Genomic DNA, 21,187 nt, shown 5'->3' with positions numbered 1-21,187 from the left:
TTGGTGTACTGGGTCCGGGTCCCGCTGGGCTGCGCCGGGCTAGGGGTACGGCGCATCCCGGGCCGGGGGTCTGTCTGTCGGCACCGTCGCCAGCAGAGCCCGGATCTCCGGGATGCGGGGGTCGCCGAGGCGCTGGCAGACGGTCAGCGCCTCGGCCCAATGCTCCCGCGCCTCCTCGTCCCGGCCGGTGCGGAGCTTGAGGCGGCCGAGGGTGATCCGGACGTCGATCGTGCCGTATTCGGCGTTCAGCTCCTTCAGCTCGGTGAGCGCTTCCAGCCCGGCCTTCTCGGCTTCGTCCTGCCGGCCGGCCCCTTCGAGTGCTTCGGCGACGTTCCCCAGCGCCAGCGCCGCGTGGTAGCGGTCGCCCAAGTCGGCGAAGGCCTGGTGCGCGGCCTGCGCCGCTTCGGCGGCGTTGTCGTAGTTGCGCAGGCCGATGCGGCTCGCGCTGACGTTGAGGAGGGCGTGCGGCACGAACGTCCGCTGGCCGTGGTCGCGCGCGAGACGAACCGCCTGGAGGGCGTAGCGCTCGGCTTCCGCGTACTCGGCCCGGACGTAGTACGCGCCGGCGAGGTTGGACAGGATCGCCACCGCCAGCGCGGTTCCGTCGCCGGCCTCGGACGCCGCGCGCGCCTCCTCCAGGGCTTCGAGGGCCTTGTCCGGCTGGAGGGTGCGCAGGTAGGCCGACCCGAGGTTGTTCGCGCTGTACTGCAAGCCCGTGTTGTCGCCCGCTTCGCGGGTGGCGGCGACGGCCGTCCGGGCGGTCGTGATCCAGTCGTCGCGGTCGTGGCGTTCGGCGAAGAACCCGCGCAGCAGCCACGCGAGCTTCCAGGCGTGGGCGGTGAAGCCGTTTCCGGCCGCGACGCCGACGAGCGCGGTGAGGGCCGTGCGTTCGGTCGTGTACCAGGCGATCGTCTGTTCGTGCTGGGTGAACCGGATGGCGGGCACCGGCGCCGGGCCGAGCGTGATGTCGTCGGTGAGCAGGTCGGGGCGGACGAGCTTGGTCGCTTCGGCGACGCTCGCGAGGTACCAGTCGAGGAGCCGGCGCCGCGCGGCCGCGCGTTCGGCCGCCGTCGTCTCGGTTTCGACGAGCTCGGCGGCGTAGACGCGCAGGAGGTCGTGGAACTGGTAGCGGTCGGTGCTGGGCTGGTTGAGCAGGTGCGCGGCGGCGAGCTGGTCGGCGAGCTCGCGGGCCTCGCGCAGGTTCGCCCCGGCCAGCGCGGCGGCCGAAGACAGGCTGAAGCCGTGGCCGGGGTGCAGGCCCAGGAGCCGGAAGAAGCGCGCGGCGGCCGGGCGCAACGCCTTGTACGACCACGAGAACGCGGCGCGCAGGTCGGTGCCGGCGTCCTGCGGGTCGCGCAGGGTGTCGAGCCGCAGGCGCTGGTCGCGCAGCTCTTCGACGATCCCCGCGAGCGAGACGCCGGAAAACCGCGACGCGCGTTCCCCGGCCAGCGCCAGCGCGAGCGGGAGCCGGCCGCAGAGCTGGACGAGCTCGGCGACGGCGGCGGGTTCGGCGGCGAGGCGCTGCGGCCCGACGCTGCCCGCGAGCAGCGCGGTGGCGTCCTGGTCGTCGAAGGAGCGCAAGGCGATCCGGCGGGCGCCGTCGCGGGCGACGACGCCGCGCAGCTGGTTGCGGCTGGTCACGACGACCAGGTTGCCGGGGCCGGGCAGGAGCGGCCGGACCTGGTCGGCGTCGCGGGCGTTGTCGAGCAGCATGAGCGTGCGGCTGCCGGCCAGCCGGCTGCGCAGGAGCGCCGACCGTTCCTCCACTGTGGAAGGCAGCGTCTCGGGCGGCTCGCCCAGGGCACGGAGGAAGCCGGCCAGGGCGGCGTCCGGCGTGACGGGCGTGTCCGCGGAGTGGCCGCGCAGGTCGAGGAACAGCTGGCCGCCGGGGAAGCGGTCGCGGACGCGGTGCGACCAGTGCACGGCCAGCGACGTCTTCCCGACCCCGGCGGTCCCTTCGATGACGACGATGCCGGACGCGCCGCCGGGCGGGAGCCGGTCGAGTTCGGCGAGTTCGGGGCCGCGTCCGGTGAACCCGGCGACGTCGAAGGGCAGCTGCCGCGGCACGGTGTGACCGGCGGGTTCGGTGTCGGCGGTGAGCAGTTCGGCGTGCAGGCGCCGCAGGTCCTCCCCCGGCTCGACGCCCAGCTCGTCGGCCAGCAGCGAGCGAAGCCCGGCGTAGCGGGCCAGCGCCTCGGCGCGGCGGCCGGACCGGGCCAGGACGCGCACCAGCCGTTCCCACAACGATTCCCGCAGCGGGTGCTGGGCGACGAGGTCGGTGAGCTCGGCGACGAGCCGGGCATCGGGCACGAGCCCGGCGTCGAGGTCGATGCGCTGCTCCACGGCGAAGAGGTACCGCTCGGTCAGCAGCGGCCCCCATTCCGCGGCGAGCGCGGGAGAACCGACGCCTTCGAGCGGCGTGCCACCCCAGGCGGCCAGCGCGGCGGTGAGCAGGCCGCGGCGGCGAGTGGGTTCGGTCGCGGCGGCGGCCTGGTCGAGGGTGCGGAGGAAACGCAGGGCGTCCACCCGGGACGGGTCGACGACCAGCCGGTACCCGTCCGGTTCGGTGACGACGGTTTCTTCGCCGCACAGCCGGCGCAGGCGCATGACGTAGGTCTGCAGGCTGCCGCGGATGTGCGCGGGTGGCTCTTCGCCCCAGACACCGCGCGCGAGCGCGTCGATCGACACCAGGCGTCCCGCGGACAAGGCCAGCGTCGCGAGCAGCGCACGCTGCCGGGAACTGGTCAGCACGACCGGCGAGCCGCCGACGAGCACCTGGAACGGGCCGAGCAGCCGGATGTCGATGGTGGTCGCCCCCAGGGTTCGCGCGCGCCGCCGGGCACCCGCCGGACGCGGACCCCGAGGAACGCAGCGTGGCATCACTCGGCCGGGCGCTCAAGCAACTTTGCGAAATTGGGCGGAACCGGTCCCGGGGCGGCGGGGTGCTCCGAGCGGGTGGTGCACGGGTCCCGTTCGGACGGCGGATCTCGGCAGCGGGTAACCCCGGCGGACGGCTCAGGTTCGGGCCCATTCGGCTCACGTACCCCGACGGTCAGTTCGCGTACCTGGCCAGTCGGTTCACGTACCCCGACGGTCAGTTCGCGTACCTGGCCAGTCGGTTCACGTACCCCGACGGTCAGTTCGCGTACCTGGCCAGTCGGTTCACGTACCCCGACGGTCAGTTCACGTACCTGGCCAGTCGGTTCACGTACCCGGACAGTCGGTTCACGTACTCGGACAGTCGGTTCACAGGCGCATGCCCGGGTTCCCGAGCCGACCCTCCAGGTACGCGAACCGACTCCCTGGGTACGCGAGCCGACCCGCTGGGTACGCGAGCCGACTTGCCACTCCCCCGCCGGCTCCGGAAACGCGGCAGGGCCCCGCGCCTCACGCGCGGGGCCCTGGCCGGAAAAGTCGTGCGCCCACCAGAGGTAACCCCCTGGGGGATCCCCGGATTTCACGTTACCGCAGGGGTACGACAGTTTCGGGTGGTCAGCTCTTCTTCGCTGCCGTGGTCCGCCGGGCGGGAGCCTTGGCGGCCGTGGTCTTCCGGGCCGTCGTGGTCTTCGTCGCCGTGGTCGTCTTCGCCGCCGTCGTGGTCTTCGCCGCTGCCGGTTTCCGAGCCGTGGTCGCCTTCGCGGCCGTCGCCGGTTTCGCGGCCGTCGTCTTCGCCGCCGTCGACCTCGTCGTGGCCGGCTTCGCCGCCGTGGTCTTCGGAGCCGCCTTCGCCCGCGTCGTGGTCGTCTTCGGGGCTGCCTTCGCCGCCGTTGCGCGCGTTGTCGTCGCCGGCTTCGCCGCCGTCGCGCGGGTCCGGGTGGCCGTCGCGCGAGCCGCGGCCGGCTTCGCCGCCGCTGCGCGGGATGTCGTCGCCCGGGTCGTCGTGGATGCGCGGGTGCCCGCGGCCGCGCGCTTGACCGGGGTTGCCTTGGCCAGCTTCTTCGCGCCGGAAATGACGTCCTTGAAGGTGGTCCCGGCGCGGAACGCCGGCACGTTGGTCTTCTTGACCCGCACGGCCTCACCGGTGCGCGGGTTCCGGGCCGTCCGCGCCGCGCGAGCCCGCTTCTCGAACACCCCGAAGCCGGTGATGTTGACCTTTTCGCCCTTGTTGACCGTCCGGATAATGATGTCGACCAGACCGTCGACCGCCTCGGAAGCGGCCTTCTTGTCGCCCAGGCGCTCCGTCAGCGCCTCGATCAGCTGGGCCTTGTTGGCCATACCAGTCCTCCAAGAAGGAAGTACTCGTCCACGGCCGCGCAGGGCCGACTAGCGACACGGTATTACCAAGGCAGCACAAATTCCAGACGGGACGCGGAATCCTTCCCTTGCCCGGGGGCGGGTTCCGCCTCGCGAAGCGGCCCCCGAAGGAATCACCGGAGGTCCGGCCGGCCAAGACGAAAAAAGGCGGAATCCCTTGCCGGACAAGGGATTCCGCCTTCGTCGATGACTAGCTCGCGGCGACCGGCGTGGTCGTCGGCTTCCAGGACGGGCGGGCCGCCTCGTAACCGTCGATCTCACCGGCATGGCGCAACGTCAGAGCGATGTCGTCGAGGCCTTCGAGCAGCCGCCAGCGGACGTAGTCGTCGATCTGGAAGGGCGCGGTGAAGTCCTTGGCGCGCACGGTCTTGGTCTCGAGGTCGACCGTGACCTCGGTGCCGGGCTCGTTTTCGAGCAGCTTCCAGAGCAGTTCGACGTCGTGCTGCTCGCACTGCGCGGCCACCAGGCCGCCCTTGCCGGAGTTGCCGCGGAAGATGTCGGCGAACCGGGCGGAGATGACGGCCCGGAAGCCGTAGTCCATCAGCGCCCAGACGGCGTGCTCGCGGGACGAGCCGGTGCCGAAGTCCGGGCCCGCGACCAGCACGCTGCCGCTCTTGAACGGCTCGGTGTTGAGGATGAAGTCCTGGTCACCGCGCCAGGCGGCGAACAGGCCGTCCTCGAAGCCGGTCCGGGTCACCCGCTTGAGGTAGACCGCCGGGATGATCTGGTCGGTGTCCACGTTGGACCGGCGCAGCGGGACGCCGATGCCGGTGTGCTGGGTGAACGGTTCCATGGTGGGAGCTCCTCGGGTGGGTCAGCGGGCGGCGGTCAGCAGGTCTTCCGGCGACGACAGCGTGCCCCGGACGGCCGTGGCGGCGGCCACGAGCGGCGAGACCAGGTGCGTCCGGCCGCCCTTGCCCTGCCGGCCCTCGAAGTTGCGGTTCGACGTCGACGCGCTGCGCTCGCCCGGCTTCAGCTGGTCCGGGTTCATGCCCAGGCACATCGAGCAGCCGGCCTGGCGCCACTCGGCGCCCGCGGCGGTGAAGACCTCGTCGAGGCCCTCCTCTTCGGCGGCCTTGCGGACGCGCATGGAGCCGGGAACCACCAGCATGCGGACCGAGTCCGCCACTTTCCGCCCGCGCAGCACCTCGGCCGCGGCCCGCAGGTCCTCGATCCGGCCGTTGGTGCAGGAGCCGAGGAAGACGGTGTCGACCGAGATCTCCCGCAGCGGCGTCCCGGGCTTCAGGTCCATATAGGACAGGGCCTTTTCAGCGGCGATGCGGTCGTTCTCGTCCGGGATCTGCTCCGGGTCGGGCACGTCGGCGCCCAGCGGGAGGCCCTGGCCGGGGTTGGTGCCCCAGGTCACGAACGGCGTCAGCTCGCTCGCGTCGAGGTGCACCTCGGCGTCGAACTCCGCGCCGTCGTCGGTGCGCAGCTGCCGCCAGTTTTCGACGGCCGTGTCCCAATCGGCGCCCTTCGGCGCGTGCGGGCGGCCCTCGAGGTAGGCGAACGTCGTCTCGTCCGGCGCGATCATCCCGGCGCGGGCGCCGGCCTCGATCGACATGTTGCAGACGGTCATCCGGGCTTCCATCGACAGCGCCTCGATGGCCTTGCCGCGGTACTCGAGGATGTAGCCCTGCCCGCCGCCGGTGCCGATCTTGGCGATCACCGCGAGGATGATGTCCTTCGCCGTGACGCCGGGGCGCAGCTCGCCGTCGACCGTGATCGCCATCGTCTTGAACGGCTGCAGCGGCAGCGTCTGGGTGGCCAGCACGTGCTCGACCTCGGACGTGCCGATGCCGAAGGCGATGCCGCCGAACGCGCCGTGGGTGGAGGTGTGGCTGTCGCCGCAGACCACGGTCATCCCGGGCTGGGTCAGGCCGAGCTGCGGGCCGATGACGTGCACGATGCCCTGCTCGGCGTCCCCCATCGGGTGCAGCCGGACGCCGAACTCCTTGCAGTTGCGGCGAAGGGTGTCAACCTGGGTGCGCGAGACCGGATCGGCGATGGGCAGCTCGATGTCGACGGTCGGGACGTTGTGGTCCTCGGTCGCGATGGTGAGGTCGGGGCGGCGCACCGGCCGCCCGGCCAGGCGGAGGCCGTCGAAGGCCTGCGGGCTGGTCACTTCGTGCAGCAGGTGGAGGTCGATGTAGAGCAGGTCCGGTTCGGCGCCTTCCCCTCGGCGCACGAGGTGGCTTTCCCACACCTTCTCCGCGAGTGTGCGGGCCTTGCCGGTCGAGCTGGTCATCTCCGGCTCCTTCCACGGTTCGACGTCGGAACTCGGGCGCGCACCGCGGGGGCGAATGCGAGCCGCGAAGGAGGGGCGCAGCTCGAGTTCAGGGTTTCCCAGATACTGGACTTCCCAAAGTGCGGGACGCTAGTATCGGTTCGTGGGACAGCATAGCGGTATCGGAGTACTGGACAAAGCAGTGGCCGTTCTGCAGGCGGTCGCGGACGACCCCTGCGGCCTGGCGGAACTGTGCACGCGGACGGGCCTGCCCCGGGCCACCGCGCACCGGCTCGCGGTCGGGCTCGAGGTGCACCGGCTGCTGCGCCGGGGACCCGACGGCCGCTGGCGTCCCGGTACGGCGCTGGCCGAACTGGCGGGCGGTTCGACGGACCCGCTGCTCGACGCGGCCGGCGTGGTGCTGCCGAAGCTGCGGGACGTCACGGGCGAAAGCGTGCAGCTCTACCGCCGCGACGGCGTGCAGCGCGTGTGCGTCGCGACGGCCGAGCCGCCGAGTGGCCTGCGCGACACGGTTCCGGTGGGTTCACGGCTGCCGATGACGGCGGGCTCGGGCGCGAAGGTGCTGGCCGCGTGGGCGGATCCGCACACGCAGCGCACGATCCTGGCCGACGCGGTCTTCGGCGAGCGGACGCTGCTGGAGGTGCGCCGCCGCGGCTGGGCGCAGAGCGTGGCCGAACGCGAGCCGGGCGTGGCCAGCATTTCCGCGCCGGTGCGCGATTCGGCGGGCACGGTCGTGGCGGCCGTGTCGGTGTCGGGCCCGATCGAGCGCATCGGCCGCAAACCGGGCGCCCGCTGGGCGGCGGACCTGCTCGCGGCGGCGGATGCGTTGCAGGAACGCCTGTAACTCCCGCCCCGGGAGTCACAGTGGTTTCAGGCCTGGCCCGTTTCGAAGCGCGCCACCTTGCCGTCGCGAACCGTGAACGCCCACCGGGTCCGCATCGCGCCCCAAGTGGAGTTCGAGTAGTTCGCGACGAACCGCCGACCGTCGTCCTCGGCCGTCTCCACCTCGAGGTGGCCCTGGCTGGAGAAGACTTCCTTCTCCGTCCACGCCGTCAGGTCGCGGTCCGTGCCGTCGTCCGACATCGTGGCGTCCGGGGTGAGCGTGGCCCGGAACGCTGTGCGGTCGCCCGCGTTCAGCGCGTCGACGAACGCGCGCACCGCCGGGTCGCCGATCGAATCCGTCATGGGGTCATGGTGCACCGTTCGGGGGAACCTCGCGAAACCCGCGTATTCGGTGACGCCGGTCACGTCTCCTTCAGGACAGCACCACGGAGGGGGAACGGACATGGTGAACAGACGAGCGCTGGCGATGCTCAGGGCCGTCGGCGCGGGGCGGGCCGAACTGACCTGCAGCTGCGAGCCGGACCTGCGGGTCGACGGGCTGGCGTGCTGCGACCAGGCGACGTCGCACGAGCTGGTGCGGGCGGGGCTGATCCGGGCGGCCTGCGGGCCGGTCGTGGCCGTCGGGCAGTGGACGCGGGCGGAGCTGACCGACGACGGCAGGCTCGCGCTGGGCGAGACGCTCACCGCGGCTTGAGGCAACCGCCGGGCGGCCTCGCGCGTGTATCCGCAAAGGGTGACCGCGAGGGGAAGCGATGAAGATCGTCACGGGACTGCTCGGCGCCTGCCTGCTGCTGACCGCGTGCTCGGAGCCGCGCCCGTCCGGGCCGCCGACCGTGACGGTGACGGCCCCGCCCACCGCGGCATCGGCCGTCGACCCGGCGACGCTCGGCTGGCTGGACGGCTTCTGCTCCGCCGTCCACGGCTACCGGACGCGCACCAACGAAGAAGCGGCGCCGGGGACGTCCGTGCCGAAGTCGGTCGTGGAAGCGCAGAAGGCGTTGAGCGAGCAGCTGGGCGGCATCGCGGACCGCGCGGGCGAAGTCGTCGACAGGCTCACGGCACTCCCGCCGGCCCCGGTGCCGCTGGCCGAGACGGTCCGGAAGGCGTTCGCCGGCAAGTACGCAACGGCCCGCGACCGCGCCCGCGACGCGAAGACGGCACTGGACCGCGCGCAGCCGGGCGACGTGGCGTCGCAGGATCCGGCGATGAAGGCGCTGCAGGAGGCCCAGCAGGACGTCGACGGCACGTACGACCCGTTGGCCCCGCTGGCGGAGTCCCGCGAGCTGATGACCGCGGCGGCGAGCGCACCGGGCTGCAAGGCCTGACCGGCATCAGCGGCGCGTGAGCTGCACCCCCAGCGGCAGCGAGCGCGACGAGTCGCCCACCTGCACCGTGAACCCGCCCTTCACCGGCTGCCAAGCATGGCTGCCGGTGTCCCACACCGAAAAGTCGCGCGCGTCCAGGTCGATCGTCACCCGGCGGGCCTGCCCCGGGGCCAGCTCCACCCGCGAGAACCCCTTCAGCTGCCGCGGCGGTTCGCCCGCGGCCGGCGGGAAGCCCAGGTACAGCTGCGCCACCTCGGCGCCCGCTCGCTTGCCCGTGTTGCGGACCGTGAACGTCGCCGTCGCGCCGTGGCCGGTGTTGTGCACCGAAAGCCCGGAGAACGCGAACGTCGTGTACGACAGGCCGTACCCGAACGGGAACAGCGGCGTGCGGCCCTGCGCGTCGAACCACCGATAGCCGACCTGCAGCCCCTCCGAGTACTCGGCGACGCCGTTCACGCCCGGGAACTGCGCCGCCGTGTTCGCCGGGGTGTCGGCGTCCGCCGCGGGGAACGTGATCGGCAGCTTCGCCGACGGGTTGACGTCCCCGAACAGCACGCCCGCCACCGCGGCGCCGTCCTGCTGGCCCGGGTACCACGCCTGCAGGATCGCCGGCACCGACGACGCCCACGGCATCAGCACCGGCCCGCCGCTCTTCACCACGACCACCGTGTGCGGGTTCGCCGCCGCGACCGCCGCCACCAGGGCGTCCTGGTTCCCGTCGAGGGCCAGGGTCGACCGGTCCTTGCCCTCGGCCTCGTTGTCGCCGACCATCACCACGGCGACGTCGGAAGTCCCCGCCAGCGAAGCCGCGCGGGCCGGGTCACTGCCGTCGTCGAGGGTCACCGAAGCGCCCGGAACCCGCTGCTGCAGCCCGGGCAGAGGGTCCACTGTGGACGTCGGGATGACGGCCGAGCTGCCGCCACCGCCGGTCTTGGCCTTCGTCGCGAACGGCCCGATCAGCGCGATCGACTTCACCGCACGGTCATCGAGCGGCAGCTGCGCGTGTTCGTTGCGCAGCAGCACCATGCCACGTTCGGCGAACTGCCTCGACGCGGCGTCGTGCTGCGTGGTCGGCAACGGCGTGAGCACCGGCGGGTGGTCGAACTGCCCGAAGGCGAACATCGTGCGGAACCGCGGCAGCAGCAGCTCGCCGACGCGCTGTTCGCTCACCTGCCCGGCCAGCACCGCCTGCTTCATCTTGTCGCCGTACCAGGTGCCGTCGATCATCTCGAGGTTCATGCCCGCGTTCGCCGACCCGACGGTGCTGTGCGCGGCACCCCAGTCCGACTGGACGAACCCCTTGAACCCCCAGTCGTCGCACAGCTTGTCCTGCAGCAGCGCCGGGTTCTCGCACGTGAAGACGCCGTTGATCTTCGGGTAGGCGCACATCACCGAGCCCGCGTGGCCTTCGGTGACGGCCTGCTCGAAGTGCGGCAGGTAGAGCTCGTTGAGGGTGCGCTCGTCGATGTGCTCGTCGATGCTCTGGCGCTGGGTCTCCTGGTTGTTCGCCGCGTAGTGCTTGACCTCGGCGATCGTCCCGTTCTCCTGGATGCCGCGGATGTCGGCGGCGCCCAGGTCCCCGACGAGCACGGGGTCCTCGCCCATCCCCTCGAACGTGCGGCCGTTGCGCGGGACGCGGGCGATGTTGATGTCGGGGCCTTCGGACACGTTGTGCGCGAGGGCGCGGGTTTCGTCGCCGATCAGGCGTCCGTAGCGGCGCGCGAGGTCGGTGTCGAAGGTCGACGCCAGCGCCATCGTGGCCGGCAGCGCGGTCGCCGGTTTCTGCGGTTTGTCGTCAGCGGGACCCATGCCGGCCGGGCCGTTGGCGATCCGGAAACCGGGCACGCCCAGGCGCGGGATCGGCGGCACGAACCGCTGGTGCTCGGCGTCGGGCTGCAGGTGCAGCTGGGAGATCTTCTCGTCGAGCGTCATCGCGGCGACGAGCTCCGCGGCGCGGCGGTCGGGTGACTGGCGGGCGTCGCGCCAGGGCTGCGCGTCCGCCGACGCCGTGACCGGCGCAGCCAGTGACAACCCCAGTACCGCGGCGAGAACGAGCCGGCCGTTGCGCATCGAGTCTCCCTTGACACCGAACGGGATCAATGGCGGACAAGCTAACGCATACGTGACCAGTAAACATAGACTCGATAGTCGTTCACGTACTTGAACATCTCCGGGGCTCAACCGTTTTCGCGGCTCAAGCGTGGAGAGGAGATGAGGGAGAGGGGATCGGTCATGCTGAAGAAAACACTGATCGGACTAACGGCCGCGGAAGTCGCGACGCCGAGGGCGGCGACTTCGGCGGCCCCGGCGCCGCGCGAGTACACCGCGACGTTCACGTGTTCCGACGGCCGCAAAGCGGCGCGGACCTTCACCGTCCCGACCACCCCGCCGCCCACGACGTCGATGGCGGCCGAGCCGGCGAAGCCGCAGGTCACGGTCAAGCCGGCGGGCGCACCGCAGACGGGCGACGGCTCGCCGAGCTGACCCTCCACAAAGGACACCCCGGGGCGGGAGCGGTCCCCAGGCCCGCCGCCCCGGGGCCGCCCACCCCCAGAGGGCGGATTCCGGCCCGGCGGGCGGTCCACGCCCTCCGGGCCGGTCTACGGGGGCCTCAGCGGGCCGCGGCCTGCCTCAGCGCCCGGTACACGAAGGGGGGCCTCAGCGGGCTGCGGCCTGCGTCAGCGGTCGGTACGCGAAGGTGGCCTCAGCGGGCAGCAGCCTGCCTCAGCGCCCGGTACACGAAGGGTGGCCTCAGCGGGCCGCGGCCCGCCTCAGCGCCCGGTACACGAAGAGTGGCCTCAGCGGGCCGCGGCCCGCCTCAGCGCCCGGTACACGAACTGCTGGTCCCCCAGCCGATGCCGCAGGTCACGCTCCAGCCCCGCGATCGGGTAGAGGTTCTGCGGCGCCCGCGAGTCCTTGTATTCCACCGACGCGAACCGGCCCAGCACCGACTGCGTCAGGTTCGCCAGCTCCGCCACCTCGGCACGCCCGAGATGGGGCGCCGCCTCCACCCGCACCACGCCCGACCACGGGGGCCCGCCCACCGACGGCAGCCGCAGGTACCACGAATGCCGCACCCATGTCGTGCCCATCAGGAACACCGGCGTGCGCTGGTGCGGGTCCAGCCGGCCGACCATCGCGTTGAGCTCGCCCGGCAGGTACGTCGTCTGGTGGCTCTTGATGAACCCCACCGCCCGCGGCAGGTGCGTGCGGCCGCTCAACGGCCCGTCCACCACCAGCAGGTCACTGCCGACGTGGCCGGCGATCGCCCGGCGCGCCTCGCCCGCCGTGTCCAGCTCGGTCTCGGCCAGCTGCTCCTGCAGCGCCGACGACAGCACGACCGCCAGCGGCTTGTCGTCCTTGGCCGCGGAGCGGAACGCCTGGTAGACCCCCGCCGAGGTGGGGATGTCGCCCGCCTCCGAAGCCACCGTGAACACCCCGCGCCGGACGTCGGTCGCGACGACGTGCGCCCGCCCCGCGCAGCAGCACACCACTCCGGCCGCGTACGACGCGCACAGCCCGATGGAAGCCGAGTTCATCCCGGCCGGGTCGTCGATCCAGACGCGGGCGTCGATCCGGCGGACGCCGTCGACGAACAGCACGGCCTCGGGCGGCGACACCGGCGACGGGTCGATCGGCGCCCACTGTTCCGTGGGCACCTCGACCTCGAGCTCGACCTCGGCGCCCGACCGCGCGAGCTCCTCGGCCTCCATCGAGCTGCCGTAGCCCGGGTCCCACGAGTCGATGCTGAAGTTCATCCCGGCCACCGCCGTCATGCGCCCTCCCTGCTGATGTGCGAGCCGGAGCCGTCGCGGGTGACCAGGAACCGCACCGGCACGCGCTCGGCGAGCGCCGGCACGTGCGTGATCACCCCGACCATCCGGGAGCCGGTGGCCGACAGGTTCTCCAAAGTGGACGCCACGACGTCGAGGGTGGCCTCGTCCAGGGTGCCGAAGCCCTCGTCCAGGAAGATCGACTCGAGCTTGGTCGCGCCGTCCGCCGCCATCGCCCCGAGCTGGGAAGACAGTGCGAGAGCCAGCGAAAGCGACGCCTGGAACGTCTCCCCGCCGGACAGCGTCTTCACCGGGCGGCGGGCGTCGGCCTCGTTGTGGTCCACCACCAGGAAGTCGCCCTTGTCGTGGGTCAGCTCGAACTGGCCGCCGGACAGCTCCAGCAGCGACGCGGACGCCTCCGCGACGAGCGTGTCGAGCGCCCCGGCGATCAGCCAGCGCGGGAACTTGTCCGAGCGCAGGAGATCCGCGAGCAGCCGCGCGACCTGCGCTTCGGACTCCGCGGCCGCGATGTCGCCGTGCAGGCCCGCCACGCGCGCCACGCGCCGCTTCATCTCCGTGTGGTCGCCTTCGGCGCGGGCCCGGGCCGTGGCGACGGCCACCGGGACGCGGTCGCGCACCGAGCCGGTTTCGTCCAGGGAAACCCCGAGCGCGGTGACGTCGTCGACGACCGCGCGTTCCGCCACCCGCAACGCTTCGGCGGCTTCGCCCTCGGCGGTCGTCGCGGCGGCCAGCCGGTCGCGGTGCCGGTTCGCCTGCCCGGCCGCCCAGTCCGTGAGCGCGGCCCACGCGCCCAGGAGACTCTCGCCGTCGATCGGCGGGGCGCCGAGGCCGACCAGCGGGTCGCGCGCCCGGGACAGCCGCTGGCGTTCGGCGTCGACCTGTTCAGCGATCCGGGCCTGGGCTTCCGCGGCTTGTTTCGCGGCCGCGCGGGCGGTCCGCAGGTCCGCGTCGGCCGTCTTCGCGGCCTGTTCGAGTTCGGCCACCTTCGCGAGCTGCTCGGCGACCACCTCGGCGGACGGCGCGCCGTCCAGGGTTTCGACCAGTTCGCCGTGCCGGCGCCGGGTGTTCGCCCACTCGGTGCTCGCCGACTGTTCGGCGAGCGCCGCCTCGGAAGCCCGCTTCCGCCGCTGCTCGGCGTTCCGCTCGGCGGAGGCGAGGTCGTCCGCCGCGACGACGGCTTCCTTGCCCGCGGCTTCCGCGGCCGCTTCGAGCGCGGCCAGCGCCGTCCGCCGATCCTCGAGCGTGGCTGCCGCCCACGCGGTCAGCCGCTGCCAGCCCGCCGGGACGTCGTCGCTGTCGATGGCCGGCGCACCCAGCTCCACCAGCGGATCCCGCGCCGCGCGCAACGCCTCCCGCGCCGCCGCGAACGACTTTTCGACGACGTCGGCCTCGTTCTGCGCCGCCGCGCGTTCAGCACGAGCCGCCGCCAGTTCCTTGTCTGCCGCGTGCGCGACTTCGGCGACCCGGGTGCGGCCGTCGATCGTCGCCGACAGCCACTCGCCCCGCGCGCGCACCGCCGCGACGAGATCCGCGTAGTCCTGCTCGGAAAAAGCGGCCTCGACCGGGCGCAGCAGCACCGGCGACTCCGGCGGGCCGTCGACACCCGCGAGCACGGCACGCAGTTCTTCCGCCTGCGCGGCCGCCGACACGGCCGAGTCGGCGTCGCGGTCGGCGGCCCGTTCCAGCTTGCGCACCGCGGACTCGGCGGCGGTGCGACCGGATTCGGCGGCGGCGAGCCGTTCCCCGGCCTCGGCCAGGTGGGCGTGGCCACCCGCGTCGGGCAGCGTCGCGACTTCCTGCTCGCAGACCGGGCACGGGTGCCCGACGGCGAGCCCGGCACGGAGGCTCAGCGCCTGCCCGGCCCGTTCCGCTTCGGTCACCGCGGTCTTCGCCGCGGTGACTTCGGTGTCGGCGCGGGCGAAGGCGATGCGCGCCGCTTCGAGTTCCTTCCGGCGCGCGGCCTGCTCGGGCGCCGCCTTGCGCTGGGCTTCGCACACCGCGTAAAGCGTCCTGGCGTCGGAGCGGGCGGCGGCGAGCGGAGCGACGTCCGGCTGCGCGGCCAGCTCCGCGCGCGCTGCGGCGTCGGCGGTCTCGGCGCCCCGCAGCCGGGCGTCGGCGTCCGCCGTGCGCTTCGCCACCCGCGCCGCCTCTTTCGACAGGTCGCCGAGCTCGGCCGGCGGCCGCAGCCCGGCCAGCCGATCGCGCTGCTGGCGGGCGCGCGCCGCTTCGGCAGCGGCGTTCTCGGCAGCCCGTGCGGTCGCGTCCCGGGCCTCCCGGGCCGCATCGACCGCGGACACGGCCTCGGTGACCTCCGTGGCGGCAGCCGTTTTCGCCGTCGCCGCCGCGGTCGCCGCCTCTTCCCGGCGCGGGAGGGCCTGCTCGACCTCGGCGAGTTCGGTGCGGGCGGCGCGGATCCGCTCCAGTTCGCCGCGGGCGGGTGCGGCGGCGAGGGCGGCCCGCGCGGCTTCGTCCGCCGTTTCGGCCTGCTCCAGCCCGGTTCGCGCGGCGGTGGCCGCCTCCACCGCAGCCTGGCGCCGGGTTTCGAGGTCTTCGACGCCGTCCGGACGCTCCAGCGCGTCGAGGACGCCCAGCTCCTTCGTCAGCGACGCGACGAGCTGCCGCGTTTCGTCGTGGGCACGGGTGGCGTCGGACAAACCCGGCAGGGCCGCGCTCACCCGCGCGTCGAGGTCCGCGAGTGCCGTCATCCGCGCGGAAAGCTCTTCGACGGCCTCTTCGGTCGCGTCGGCGTAGCTGCCGAGCTGTTCGGCCAGGACGGCGGCGCGCTGCTTCTGCTGCTCCGCCGTGACGCCGGCGCGGCGGCCGATGCGTTCGTAGACCTCCAGGCCCAGCAGCTTGATGAGGATCTTCTGCCGGTCGGCGGCCTTGGCGTGCAGGAACTCCGCGAAGTCGCCCTGGGGCAGCGCCACGCAGGTGCAGAAGTGCTTGAACGTCAACCCGAGCAGCCGCTCGATGGCCGGGGTGACCTCGGAGTCCGCGGCGACCGGGTCGGCGTCGTCCTCCGCGCCGCCGAGCGCGGTGGGGTCGGCGAGCCGTTCCAGGCGGACGTTCTTCACGCTGACCGTGGGTTTCTTCCCGCCGCTGCGCCGGACTTCCCGCACGACGTGGTAGCGCACACCCCCGGCGTCGAAGACCAGCCGCACGGTGGCCCGGTTGGCCGTCGGGGCGAGCGCGGGTGCGACGAGGCCTTCGTGGTCCCAGCGCGCGACGGAGCCGTAGAGGGCGAAGGTGAGCGCGTCGATCACGGTGCTCTTGCCGGCGCCGGTCGGCCCGACGAGCGCGAAGTAGTCCGTGTCCTCGAAGCTGACTTCGGTCTTGTCGCGGAACGACGCGAAGCCGGTCATCTCCAGCAGCACAGGCCGCATGTCACACCCCGCTCGTCTCTTCGTCGTGCAGCCGCGCGAAGAGCGACTGGACGCGCTTGTCCTCGACAGTCCGTTCTTCGCAGTAGGACGCGAACAGCTCCCCCGGCGAACGGTCCGCGATCGCGCGGTCGCCGCCCGCCGTCGTCACCGGGGCGGCGAACTCCGGGTCGATGCGGATTTCCAGGGCGTTCGGCAGGGCTTCCTGGATCTCCTCGCGCAGCCCGGCCCTCGTCGCTTCGCGCACGTAGACGCGAAGGTAGTCCTCGCCGAACTCCGCGGCGCGGCCGACGAGCTCCGCCACCGTGCCGTGGACCGTTCGCAGCCGCCGTCCCGCCGTCATCGGGATTTCCGTGATCTTCGCCGGCGTCGTCGGCGTGACCTCCACGGCCAGGACCACGCTCTTGTTGTCCTGCTCGCCGAAGTCCACGGCGAACGGCGAGCCGCTGTAGTGCACCGGGCAGGCGGCGGGCAGGGACTGGCGCCGGTGCAGGTGGCCGAGGGCGACGTAGTGCGGGTCGGCGCCGAACGCCGTCGCGGGCACGTGGTACTCGAAGATCGACTGCGCCGCGCGTTCGCCGCCGCCCATCGTCCCGCCGGTCACCGTCAGGTGCGCCATGACGAGGTTCACCGCACCGGCGGAGAACCCGGACTTGAGGTGCTCCAGGATGTCGCGCACGCGCTGGTCGTACTCGCCGACGTTGTCCGCCGGGGTCCCGGCGAGCAGCTCGGCGGCGCGGACCGCGTAGCGCTGGGAAAGGAAGGGCAGCACGGCGACGTTGACGCGCTCGCCGGTCGAGCGCGCGTCGAACGACACGACTCCGCCGTCCGCCACCGGCCGCGGGTTCCCGGTGAGGTGGATGCCCGCTTTCCGCAGGAGTGGCCGGTACGCCTCGAACGTCGCCGCGTGGTCGTGGTTCCCGGCGATCGCGATGACCTCGGCGCCGGTGTCGCGCAACGCCATCAGCGCCTGGACCACGAGCTCCTGCGCGGCGGCCGACGGCGCCGACGTCTCGTAGAGGTCGCCCGCGACGAGGATCGCGTCGAAGGCCTGCTCCCGCGCGATCCGGACGATCTCGCCGAGCACGGCGCGCTGCTCGTCCAGGCGGTTGCGGCCTTTGAGCGTCTTGCCGACGTGCCAGTCGGAGGTGTGCAGGAACTTCACGCGGCGTCCTTCCGTTCAGGTGACGGGGCAGCGGGCTCAGAACGGCGGCGGGTCGTCGCCGAACGGGTCGCTGCTCCCCGACGGCAACCCGGCGAAAGGATCGGACTTCTTCGAGGACGCGGTGGTCGTCGGCACCTTCCCGGCCTCGGAAAGCCGCGTGGCCCAGGCCGGGAACGGGAAGCCGACCGCGATCGGCACCGGGATCTCCGGCTGGCTCACGAACATCGTGCCGGGCGTGGCGAGCGTCGCGCGGACCCGCTGGCTGGCCGGGAGGAAGCCGTACTCCGGCCGCGAAGCCTCCGCGGCGTCGAGGCGCCCGACGATCCGCACCGAGCTGTTGCTGACGATCCGGCGCTCGACCTCGCTGGCGGTCTGCTGCGCGCCGATCAGGATCACGCCGAGGGAACGGCCGCGCTCGGCGATGTCCAGCAGCACCTCCTTGATGGGGCTGCTGCCTTCGCGCGGCGCGTACTTGTTCAGCTCGTCCAGCATGGTGAACAGGAGCCCGCCCGGGCCGGCGGCTTCCTTGCGCGCGGTCTCCGCGGCGAGCGTGACACCGACGACGAACCGCTGCGCGCGCTCGACGAGGTTGTGGATGTCCACCACGGTCACCTGCTGGTTCTCCGTCGACAGCTGACGCGCCGGGTGGTCGGTGAGGTCGCCGCGGATCAGGCCGTTGAGCGCGCGCTGGCTGGAACGCAGGCGCCGGATGAACGCGTTGACCGTGCCCGCACCGGTGACCGCGCCCGCCCAGCTCGCGCGGGTTTCCTCGTCGGTGACGCGTTCGCAGATGACGTCGATGAGCTCGGCGTAGGTGCGGCAGAGGACGCCGTCGACGTTCGCGGCGCCGTCCTTGCCCGCGGGCGTGCTGTCCAGGCGCAGCCGGTTCGCGACCTGGTGGATGACCATCGTGTACTGGTTGCGCTCGTCCTCCGCGTCGGCGAAGACGTAGGGCAGCAGGTCCTTCGCGCAGAACTCCGCGATGGTCCACCAGAAGGCGCCGACCCCCGAGGTCCGCCCGGTGACGTAAGGCTTCCCCGTGGTGTCCGACGGCGTCGGCGGCGCGTAGAAGCCGACGGACGCGAAGGGGTCCGCGGGCAGGCCGAGCTTGGCGTACTCGGCCTTGAGCTTCTCGTCGAGGTGGATGTTGGGGGTGTCGAGGAACAGCAGGTCCTCGCCCTTCACCGAGAACACCAGGGCCTTGGCGTTGTGGGCGTTGGGCAGGGCACCGCCGCGGAAGATCGAGTGCAGCAGGAACAACGCGAACGACGTCTTGGTGGCGACGCCGGAGACGCCGCTGATGCTGACGTGCGCGCCGCGGGTGCCGTCGAGGAAGTCCATGTTGAGGTAGACGGGTTCGCCGTCCCGTCCCAGGCCGACCGCCACCTGGCGGGTCATGTTGTCGAAGTACAGCGCCTGCGCGCGATCCTCCCCCACGGCGCGCTGGACGACGGCGCCCGGCCGCGGCGGCACGTAGCACTCGGGCTCGACGCGGGTGGTGGCGATCTCGGCGATCTCCTGCACCTGCGCGGGCAGGACGCCGTCGGAGATCAGGAAGACGTCGCTGCCGAAGCTGGCGCCCTCGTGCCGCGCGCTCACCTGCGTCACGACGCCGAAGGACGTGACTTCGCCCAGGCCGGGGAGTTCCCGCCGGGTGACGACGACGTCGTCGAGCTGCAGGTAGGCCTCGGGATCGATGGCCACGTGGAACTGCAGCGGCGTCGAGTCCTCGGTGCCGGCCACCCGGCCGACCACGGTCGTGAGCGTGTCCTGGTCCACGGTTCTCCCTGTCGCACCCGGCGCTTCCTCCGGCGGCAGACTAGCTCGCCGGACCGACAGTCCCGCGGCCAACACGGCGTTGTGGTCGTGGCGTACCGGAGTCGTCACCAGTGGCCACGGCTGGGCCGAACGAGTGAGTTCACCCTACGGGGAAGATCCTTTTCGCCTCACCGTAACTTCCGGCGCGGGCGCCACCGGTTGCGCCGCAACGGACCTCGCCGCGCCCCGGAGAGGTCGCCGGAGGCGGGCGGGGCGTTACTGCCTTGGCGCCACGGCGAAGCGGCGCCGCCGGCCCTCCGCGACGGGTCCGGGAACCCCGCCGTTGCGCGGGATCGGGCTCCGAGTGGCTCCGGCCACACGCCGGGAGGCCCGCTCCCGGCGTGTCGCGGAAAAAAGGTTCAGAAGGGCCTCCGGTCCTATATGGACGACCACTGTGGACGGCGCGACCCTAAGGTTTTGCCTGCTCAGGGCCATGGTCGACCTCCGGTTCCCATTCCGGGGCGTGTCTCACGAAGGCCCTTCGAGAGGCGGAACCAGCGCCCTCGCAAGGAAATATTTCGGCCCCCGGTTGGATTTTGTGCGGTATTGGTAATACCGTGTGCAGTGTCGGCCGAGATGGGCCGTGACTAGATGTTCCACTATGGAGGACTGGAATGACGAACAAGGCCCAGCTGATCGAGGCGCTGTCGGAGCGTCTGGGCGACAAGAAGGTGGCTTCGCAGGCCGTTGACGGTCTGGTCGACATCATCATCCGGACGGTCAACAAGGGCGAAAAGGTCAACATCACCGGCTTCGGTGTGTTCGAGAAGCGGGCCCGTGCCGCGCGCACCGCCCGCAACCCGCGCACCGGCGAGGCCGTGCGCGTGAAGAAGACCAACGTGCCCGCCTTCCGCGCCGGCACCACCTTCAAGGACGTCATCTCCGGCTCCAAGAAGCTCCCGAAGGCGACCCCGGTCAAGCGCGCCACCGCCGCCAGCACGACCACCCGTGCGGCCACCGCCAAGGCGTCCGCCCCGGCGAAGACCACCAGCACGCGGGCCACTTCGACCCGTGCGGCCGCGGCCAAGCCGGCCACCGCCCGCGCGACGGCGACCCGGACCCGCGCCACCGCGGCGAAGCCGGCCGCCAAGGCCACCGCCACCAAGGCGGCCCCGAAGACCGCGGCCAAGGCTCCCGCCAAGGCGACCGCGGCCAAGGCCACCACCACGCGGGCGAAGGCCGCCGCCAAGCCGGCCGCCACGAAGACCGCCGCGGCGAAGAAGCCCGCCGCCGCCAAGGCCCCGGCCAAGCGCACGTCGGCTGCCAAGAAGAAGTAACTCGCTTCATCCGTCGAAGGGCCCCGCACCACCCCGGTGCGGGGCCCTTCGGCGTTCCCGGACCGTCTTCGGCGTTCCCGGGCCGACGGGCGAACGACGCTCGCGCCGAAGTGCCCTGCCGGGCCGGGGAACGCGGAACCGGTCCCGGCCACTCCCCCCACACCTCGGCCGCACCAGCGGAAGAATTCACGGCACCGCCTCGGCGACCGGACCACCGGGCCCGGTGGGCTGAACCGGAGTCTCGGGAACGCCGTCGCGCACCCGATCCCCGCCGGGATGTATCCGCGGCCCCACTGCCTTCTCTCTCCCGGATTCCGGAATTGCCGGCCGGAATTGCCCGAAGGCCCGGCGAGGAGCGCTGACGGCGACGTCAGCACCCCGGCGAGCGAGGCCCGACGACGCCCGGAACACCGTCCGGGACAGGCGGAATCACCGCGCCGGGCCTCCACAGTGGAACCGGCTCGGCCCGTCCTATCGCGATCGCGGAATCGCGGGAAGGCCACGGGAAATTGCCGTACCGATCACCGGGTGGATACACTCCACCCAAGAACGTCGGCCATTGTGCAACTTGTCACACGTCACGTTCCCCGGACGCACATCCAGCTTGAGGAGCATTCCCGTGGCCCAGAAAGTCCTCGTCGAGATCCTGGACGACATCGACGGCTCCACCGCCGCCCAGACCGTTCAGTTCGGCCTCGACGGCGTCACCTACGAAATCGACCTTTCGGACGACAACGCCGCCGCGCTGCGCGACGAGCTCGCCCGCTTCATCGCGGCCGGCCGGCGCATCGGCGGCCGCAAGGTGCGCGTCGCGACGGGCCAGTCGACCACGACGAGCACGACCGACCGCGAGCGCAACCAGCAGATCCGCGCCTGGGCGAACGCGAACGGCTACGAGGTCTCCGAGCGCGGCCGCCTTTCGTCCGAGGTGATCGCGGCTTTCGAGCAGGCCCAGGTGGCCGAGACCGAAGCCCCGGCGGCGCCGCGCAAGCGCGCCCCGCGCAAGAAGGTCGCCGCCGCCCGCAAGTGACGGCGGTGGCGGGCAGATCACCGGGGAGGGATCGAGGCCCGTCGGCGGCGAGG

At 72.4% G+C, this 21,187-nt stretch carries 16 protein-coding genes; 6 read left to right on the top strand and 10 right to left on the bottom strand.

Annotation, left to right across the window (positions count from 1 at the left end):
* Nucleotides 1–39: 39 nt before the first annotated feature.
* The 4 genes from QSK39_RS48210 to leuC all read right to left on the bottom strand — a co-directional run bounded on the left by QSK39_RS48210 (nucleotide 40) and on the right by leuC (nucleotide 6,502).
* Entirely contained in the window at nucleotides 40–2,880 is a 2,841-nt protein-coding gene (locus QSK39_RS48210) for an AfsR/SARP family transcriptional regulator (protein WP_285484569.1), read from the bottom strand.
* 612 nt (nucleotides 2,881–3,492) lie between these two features.
* Nucleotides 3,493–4,215, bottom strand: a complete 723-nt coding sequence (locus tag QSK39_RS48205) for an HU family DNA-binding protein (RefSeq protein WP_285484568.1) — start codon at nucleotides 4,213–4,215, stop codon at nucleotides 3,493–3,495.
* A gap of 229 nt (nucleotides 4,216–4,444) precedes the next feature.
* The gene (leuD, locus tag QSK39_RS48200) at nucleotides 4,445–5,047 is read right to left on the bottom strand and encodes a 3-isopropylmalate dehydratase small subunit (RefSeq protein ID WP_285484567.1); all 603 of its coding nucleotides are present in this window, start codon (nucleotides 5,045–5,047) and stop codon (nucleotides 4,445–4,447) included.
* A gap of 21 nt (nucleotides 5,048–5,068) precedes the next feature.
* On the bottom strand, nucleotides 5,069–6,502 hold the full coding sequence (leuC, locus tag QSK39_RS48195; protein WP_285484566.1) for a 3-isopropylmalate dehydratase large subunit: 1,434 nt from the start codon (nucleotides 6,500–6,502) through the stop codon (nucleotides 5,069–5,071).
* Nucleotides 6,503–6,644: 142 nt separating this feature from the next.
* Here leuC and QSK39_RS48190 point away from each other — a divergent pair, with 142 nt between their 5' ends.
* Nucleotides 6,645–7,346, top strand: a complete 702-nt coding sequence (locus tag QSK39_RS48190; protein WP_051183801.1) for an IclR family transcriptional regulator — start codon at nucleotides 6,645–6,647, stop codon at nucleotides 7,344–7,346.
* 26 nt (nucleotides 7,347–7,372) lie between these two features.
* On the opposite strand, the gene QSK39_RS48185 is transcribed toward QSK39_RS48190, so the two are convergent.
* On the bottom strand, nucleotides 7,373–7,687 hold the full coding sequence (locus tag QSK39_RS48185; protein WP_285484565.1) for a nuclear transport factor 2-like protein: 315 nt from the start codon (nucleotides 7,685–7,687) through the stop codon (nucleotides 7,373–7,375).
* A 100-nt stretch (nucleotides 7,688–7,787) separates the two neighbouring features.
* On the opposite strand from QSK39_RS48185, the gene QSK39_RS48180 reads away from it, so the two are divergent.
* Both QSK39_RS48180 and QSK39_RS48175 read left to right on the top strand, forming a co-directional pair.
* Nucleotides 7,788–8,039: a hypothetical protein gene (locus QSK39_RS48180; protein ID WP_285484564.1), complete on the top strand. Its 252-nt coding sequence runs from the start codon at nucleotides 7,788–7,790 to the stop codon at nucleotides 8,037–8,039.
* 58 nt (nucleotides 8,040–8,097) lie between these two features.
* Nucleotides 8,098–8,670, top strand: a complete 573-nt coding sequence (locus QSK39_RS48175) for a hypothetical protein (RefSeq protein ID WP_285484563.1) — start codon at nucleotides 8,098–8,100, stop codon at nucleotides 8,668–8,670.
* Between the two features lie 6 nt (nucleotides 8,671–8,676).
* On the opposite strand, the gene QSK39_RS48170 is transcribed toward QSK39_RS48175, so the two are convergent.
* Entirely contained in the window at nucleotides 8,677–10,740 is a 2,064-nt protein-coding gene (locus tag QSK39_RS48170) for a glycoside hydrolase family 3 C-terminal domain-containing protein (RefSeq protein ID WP_285484562.1), read from the bottom strand.
* A gap of 162 nt (nucleotides 10,741–10,902) precedes the next feature.
* On the opposite strand from QSK39_RS48170, the gene QSK39_RS48165 reads away from it, so the two are divergent.
* A complete protein-coding gene (locus tag QSK39_RS48165) occupies nucleotides 10,903–11,154 on the top strand; it encodes a hypothetical protein (RefSeq protein WP_285484561.1) in 252 nt (83 codons plus the stop codon).
* Nucleotides 11,155–11,468: 314 nt separating this feature from the next.
* Here the strand turns inward: QSK39_RS48165 and QSK39_RS48160 are convergent, their stop codons facing one another.
* The 4 genes from QSK39_RS48160 to QSK39_RS48145 are packed head-to-tail and all read right to left on the bottom strand — an operon-like array spanning nucleotide 11,469 to nucleotide 18,788.
* Nucleotides 11,469–12,446, bottom strand: coding sequence for a hypothetical protein (locus tag QSK39_RS48160; protein ID WP_285484560.1), 978 nt, complete (start codon nucleotides 12,444–12,446; stop codon nucleotides 11,469–11,471).
* Entirely contained in the window at nucleotides 12,443–15,847 is a 3,405-nt protein-coding gene (locus tag QSK39_RS48155; RefSeq protein WP_285484559.1) for an AAA family ATPase, read from the bottom strand. The genes QSK39_RS48160 and QSK39_RS48155 overlap by 4 nt, the downstream gene beginning before the upstream one ends.
* A 1-nt stretch (nucleotide 15,848) precedes the next feature.
* On the bottom strand, nucleotides 15,849–17,009 hold the full coding sequence (locus QSK39_RS48150) for an exonuclease SbcCD subunit D (protein ID WP_285484558.1): 1,161 nt from the start codon (nucleotides 17,007–17,009) through the stop codon (nucleotides 15,849–15,851).
* 36 nt (nucleotides 17,010–17,045) lie between these two features.
* Nucleotides 17,046–18,788, bottom strand: coding sequence for an ATP-binding protein (locus tag QSK39_RS48145; protein WP_285484557.1), 1,743 nt, complete (start codon nucleotides 18,786–18,788; stop codon nucleotides 17,046–17,048).
* Between the two features lie 653 nt (nucleotides 18,789–19,441).
* Here QSK39_RS48145 and QSK39_RS48140 point away from each other — a divergent pair.
* Nucleotides 19,442–20,104, top strand: a complete 663-nt coding sequence (locus QSK39_RS48140; RefSeq protein ID WP_284743256.1) for an HU family DNA-binding protein — start codon at nucleotides 19,442–19,444, stop codon at nucleotides 20,102–20,104.
* Nucleotides 20,105–20,723: 619 nt separating this feature from the next.
* Nucleotides 20,724–21,134 (top strand): histone-like nucleoid-structuring protein Lsr2, encoded by a 411-nt coding sequence (locus QSK39_RS48135; RefSeq protein ID WP_285484556.1) that lies wholly within the window; start codon nucleotides 20,724–20,726, stop codon nucleotides 21,132–21,134.
* The last annotated feature ends 53 nt before the right edge of the window (nucleotides 21,135–21,187 follow it).

Origin of the sequence: Amycolatopsis sp. NBRC 101858 (assembly GCF_030269325.1) — a bacterium.
GTDB classification, from domain to species: domain Bacteria; phylum Actinomycetota; class Actinomycetes; order Mycobacteriales; family Pseudonocardiaceae; genus Amycolatopsis; species Amycolatopsis ponsaeliensis.
Note: the sequence above shows the minus strand (reverse complement) of the source record. Positions and strands in the feature narration are given on the sequence as shown.

Bases quoted from the DNA above. Each gene is read 5' to 3' on its own strand.
- QSK39_RS48155 (WP_285484559.1), bottom strand. From the start codon at position 15,847: ATGCGGCCTGTGCTGCTGGAGATGACCGGCTTCGCGTCGTTCCGCGAC.
- QSK39_RS48170 (WP_285484562.1), bottom strand. From the start codon at position 10,740: ATGCGCAACGGCCGGCTCGTTCTCGCCGCGGTACTGGGGTTGTCACTG.
- leuC (WP_285484566.1), bottom strand. From the start codon at position 6,502: ATGACCAGCTCGACCGGCAAGGCCCGCACACTCGCGGAGAAGGTGTGG.
- QSK39_RS48140 (WP_284743256.1), top strand. From the start codon at position 19,442: ATGACGAACAAGGCCCAGCTGATCGAGGCGCTGTCGGAGCGTCTGGGC.
- QSK39_RS48185 (WP_285484565.1), bottom strand. From the start codon at position 7,687: ATGACGGATTCGATCGGCGACCCGGCGGTGCGCGCGTTCGTCGACGCG.
- QSK39_RS48205 (WP_285484568.1), bottom strand. From the start codon at position 4,215: ATGGCCAACAAGGCCCAGCTGATCGAGGCGCTGACGGAGCGCCTGGGC.
- QSK39_RS48160 (WP_285484560.1), bottom strand. From the start codon at position 12,446: ATGACGGCGGTGGCCGGGATGAACTTCAGCATCGACTCGTGGGACCCG.
- QSK39_RS48175 (WP_285484563.1), top strand. From the start codon at position 8,098: ATGAAGATCGTCACGGGACTGCTCGGCGCCTGCCTGCTGCTGACCGCG.
- leuD (WP_285484567.1), bottom strand. From the start codon at position 5,047: ATGGAACCGTTCACCCAGCACACCGGCATCGGCGTCCCGCTGCGCCGG.
- QSK39_RS48165 (WP_285484561.1), top strand. From the start codon at position 10,903: ATGCTGAAGAAAACACTGATCGGACTAACGGCCGCGGAAGTCGCGACG.
- QSK39_RS48210 (WP_285484569.1), bottom strand. From the start codon at position 2,880: ATGCCACGCTGCGTTCCTCGGGGTCCGCGTCCGGCGGGTGCCCGGCGG.
- QSK39_RS48180 (WP_285484564.1), top strand. From the start codon at position 7,788: ATGGTGAACAGACGAGCGCTGGCGATGCTCAGGGCCGTCGGCGCGGGG.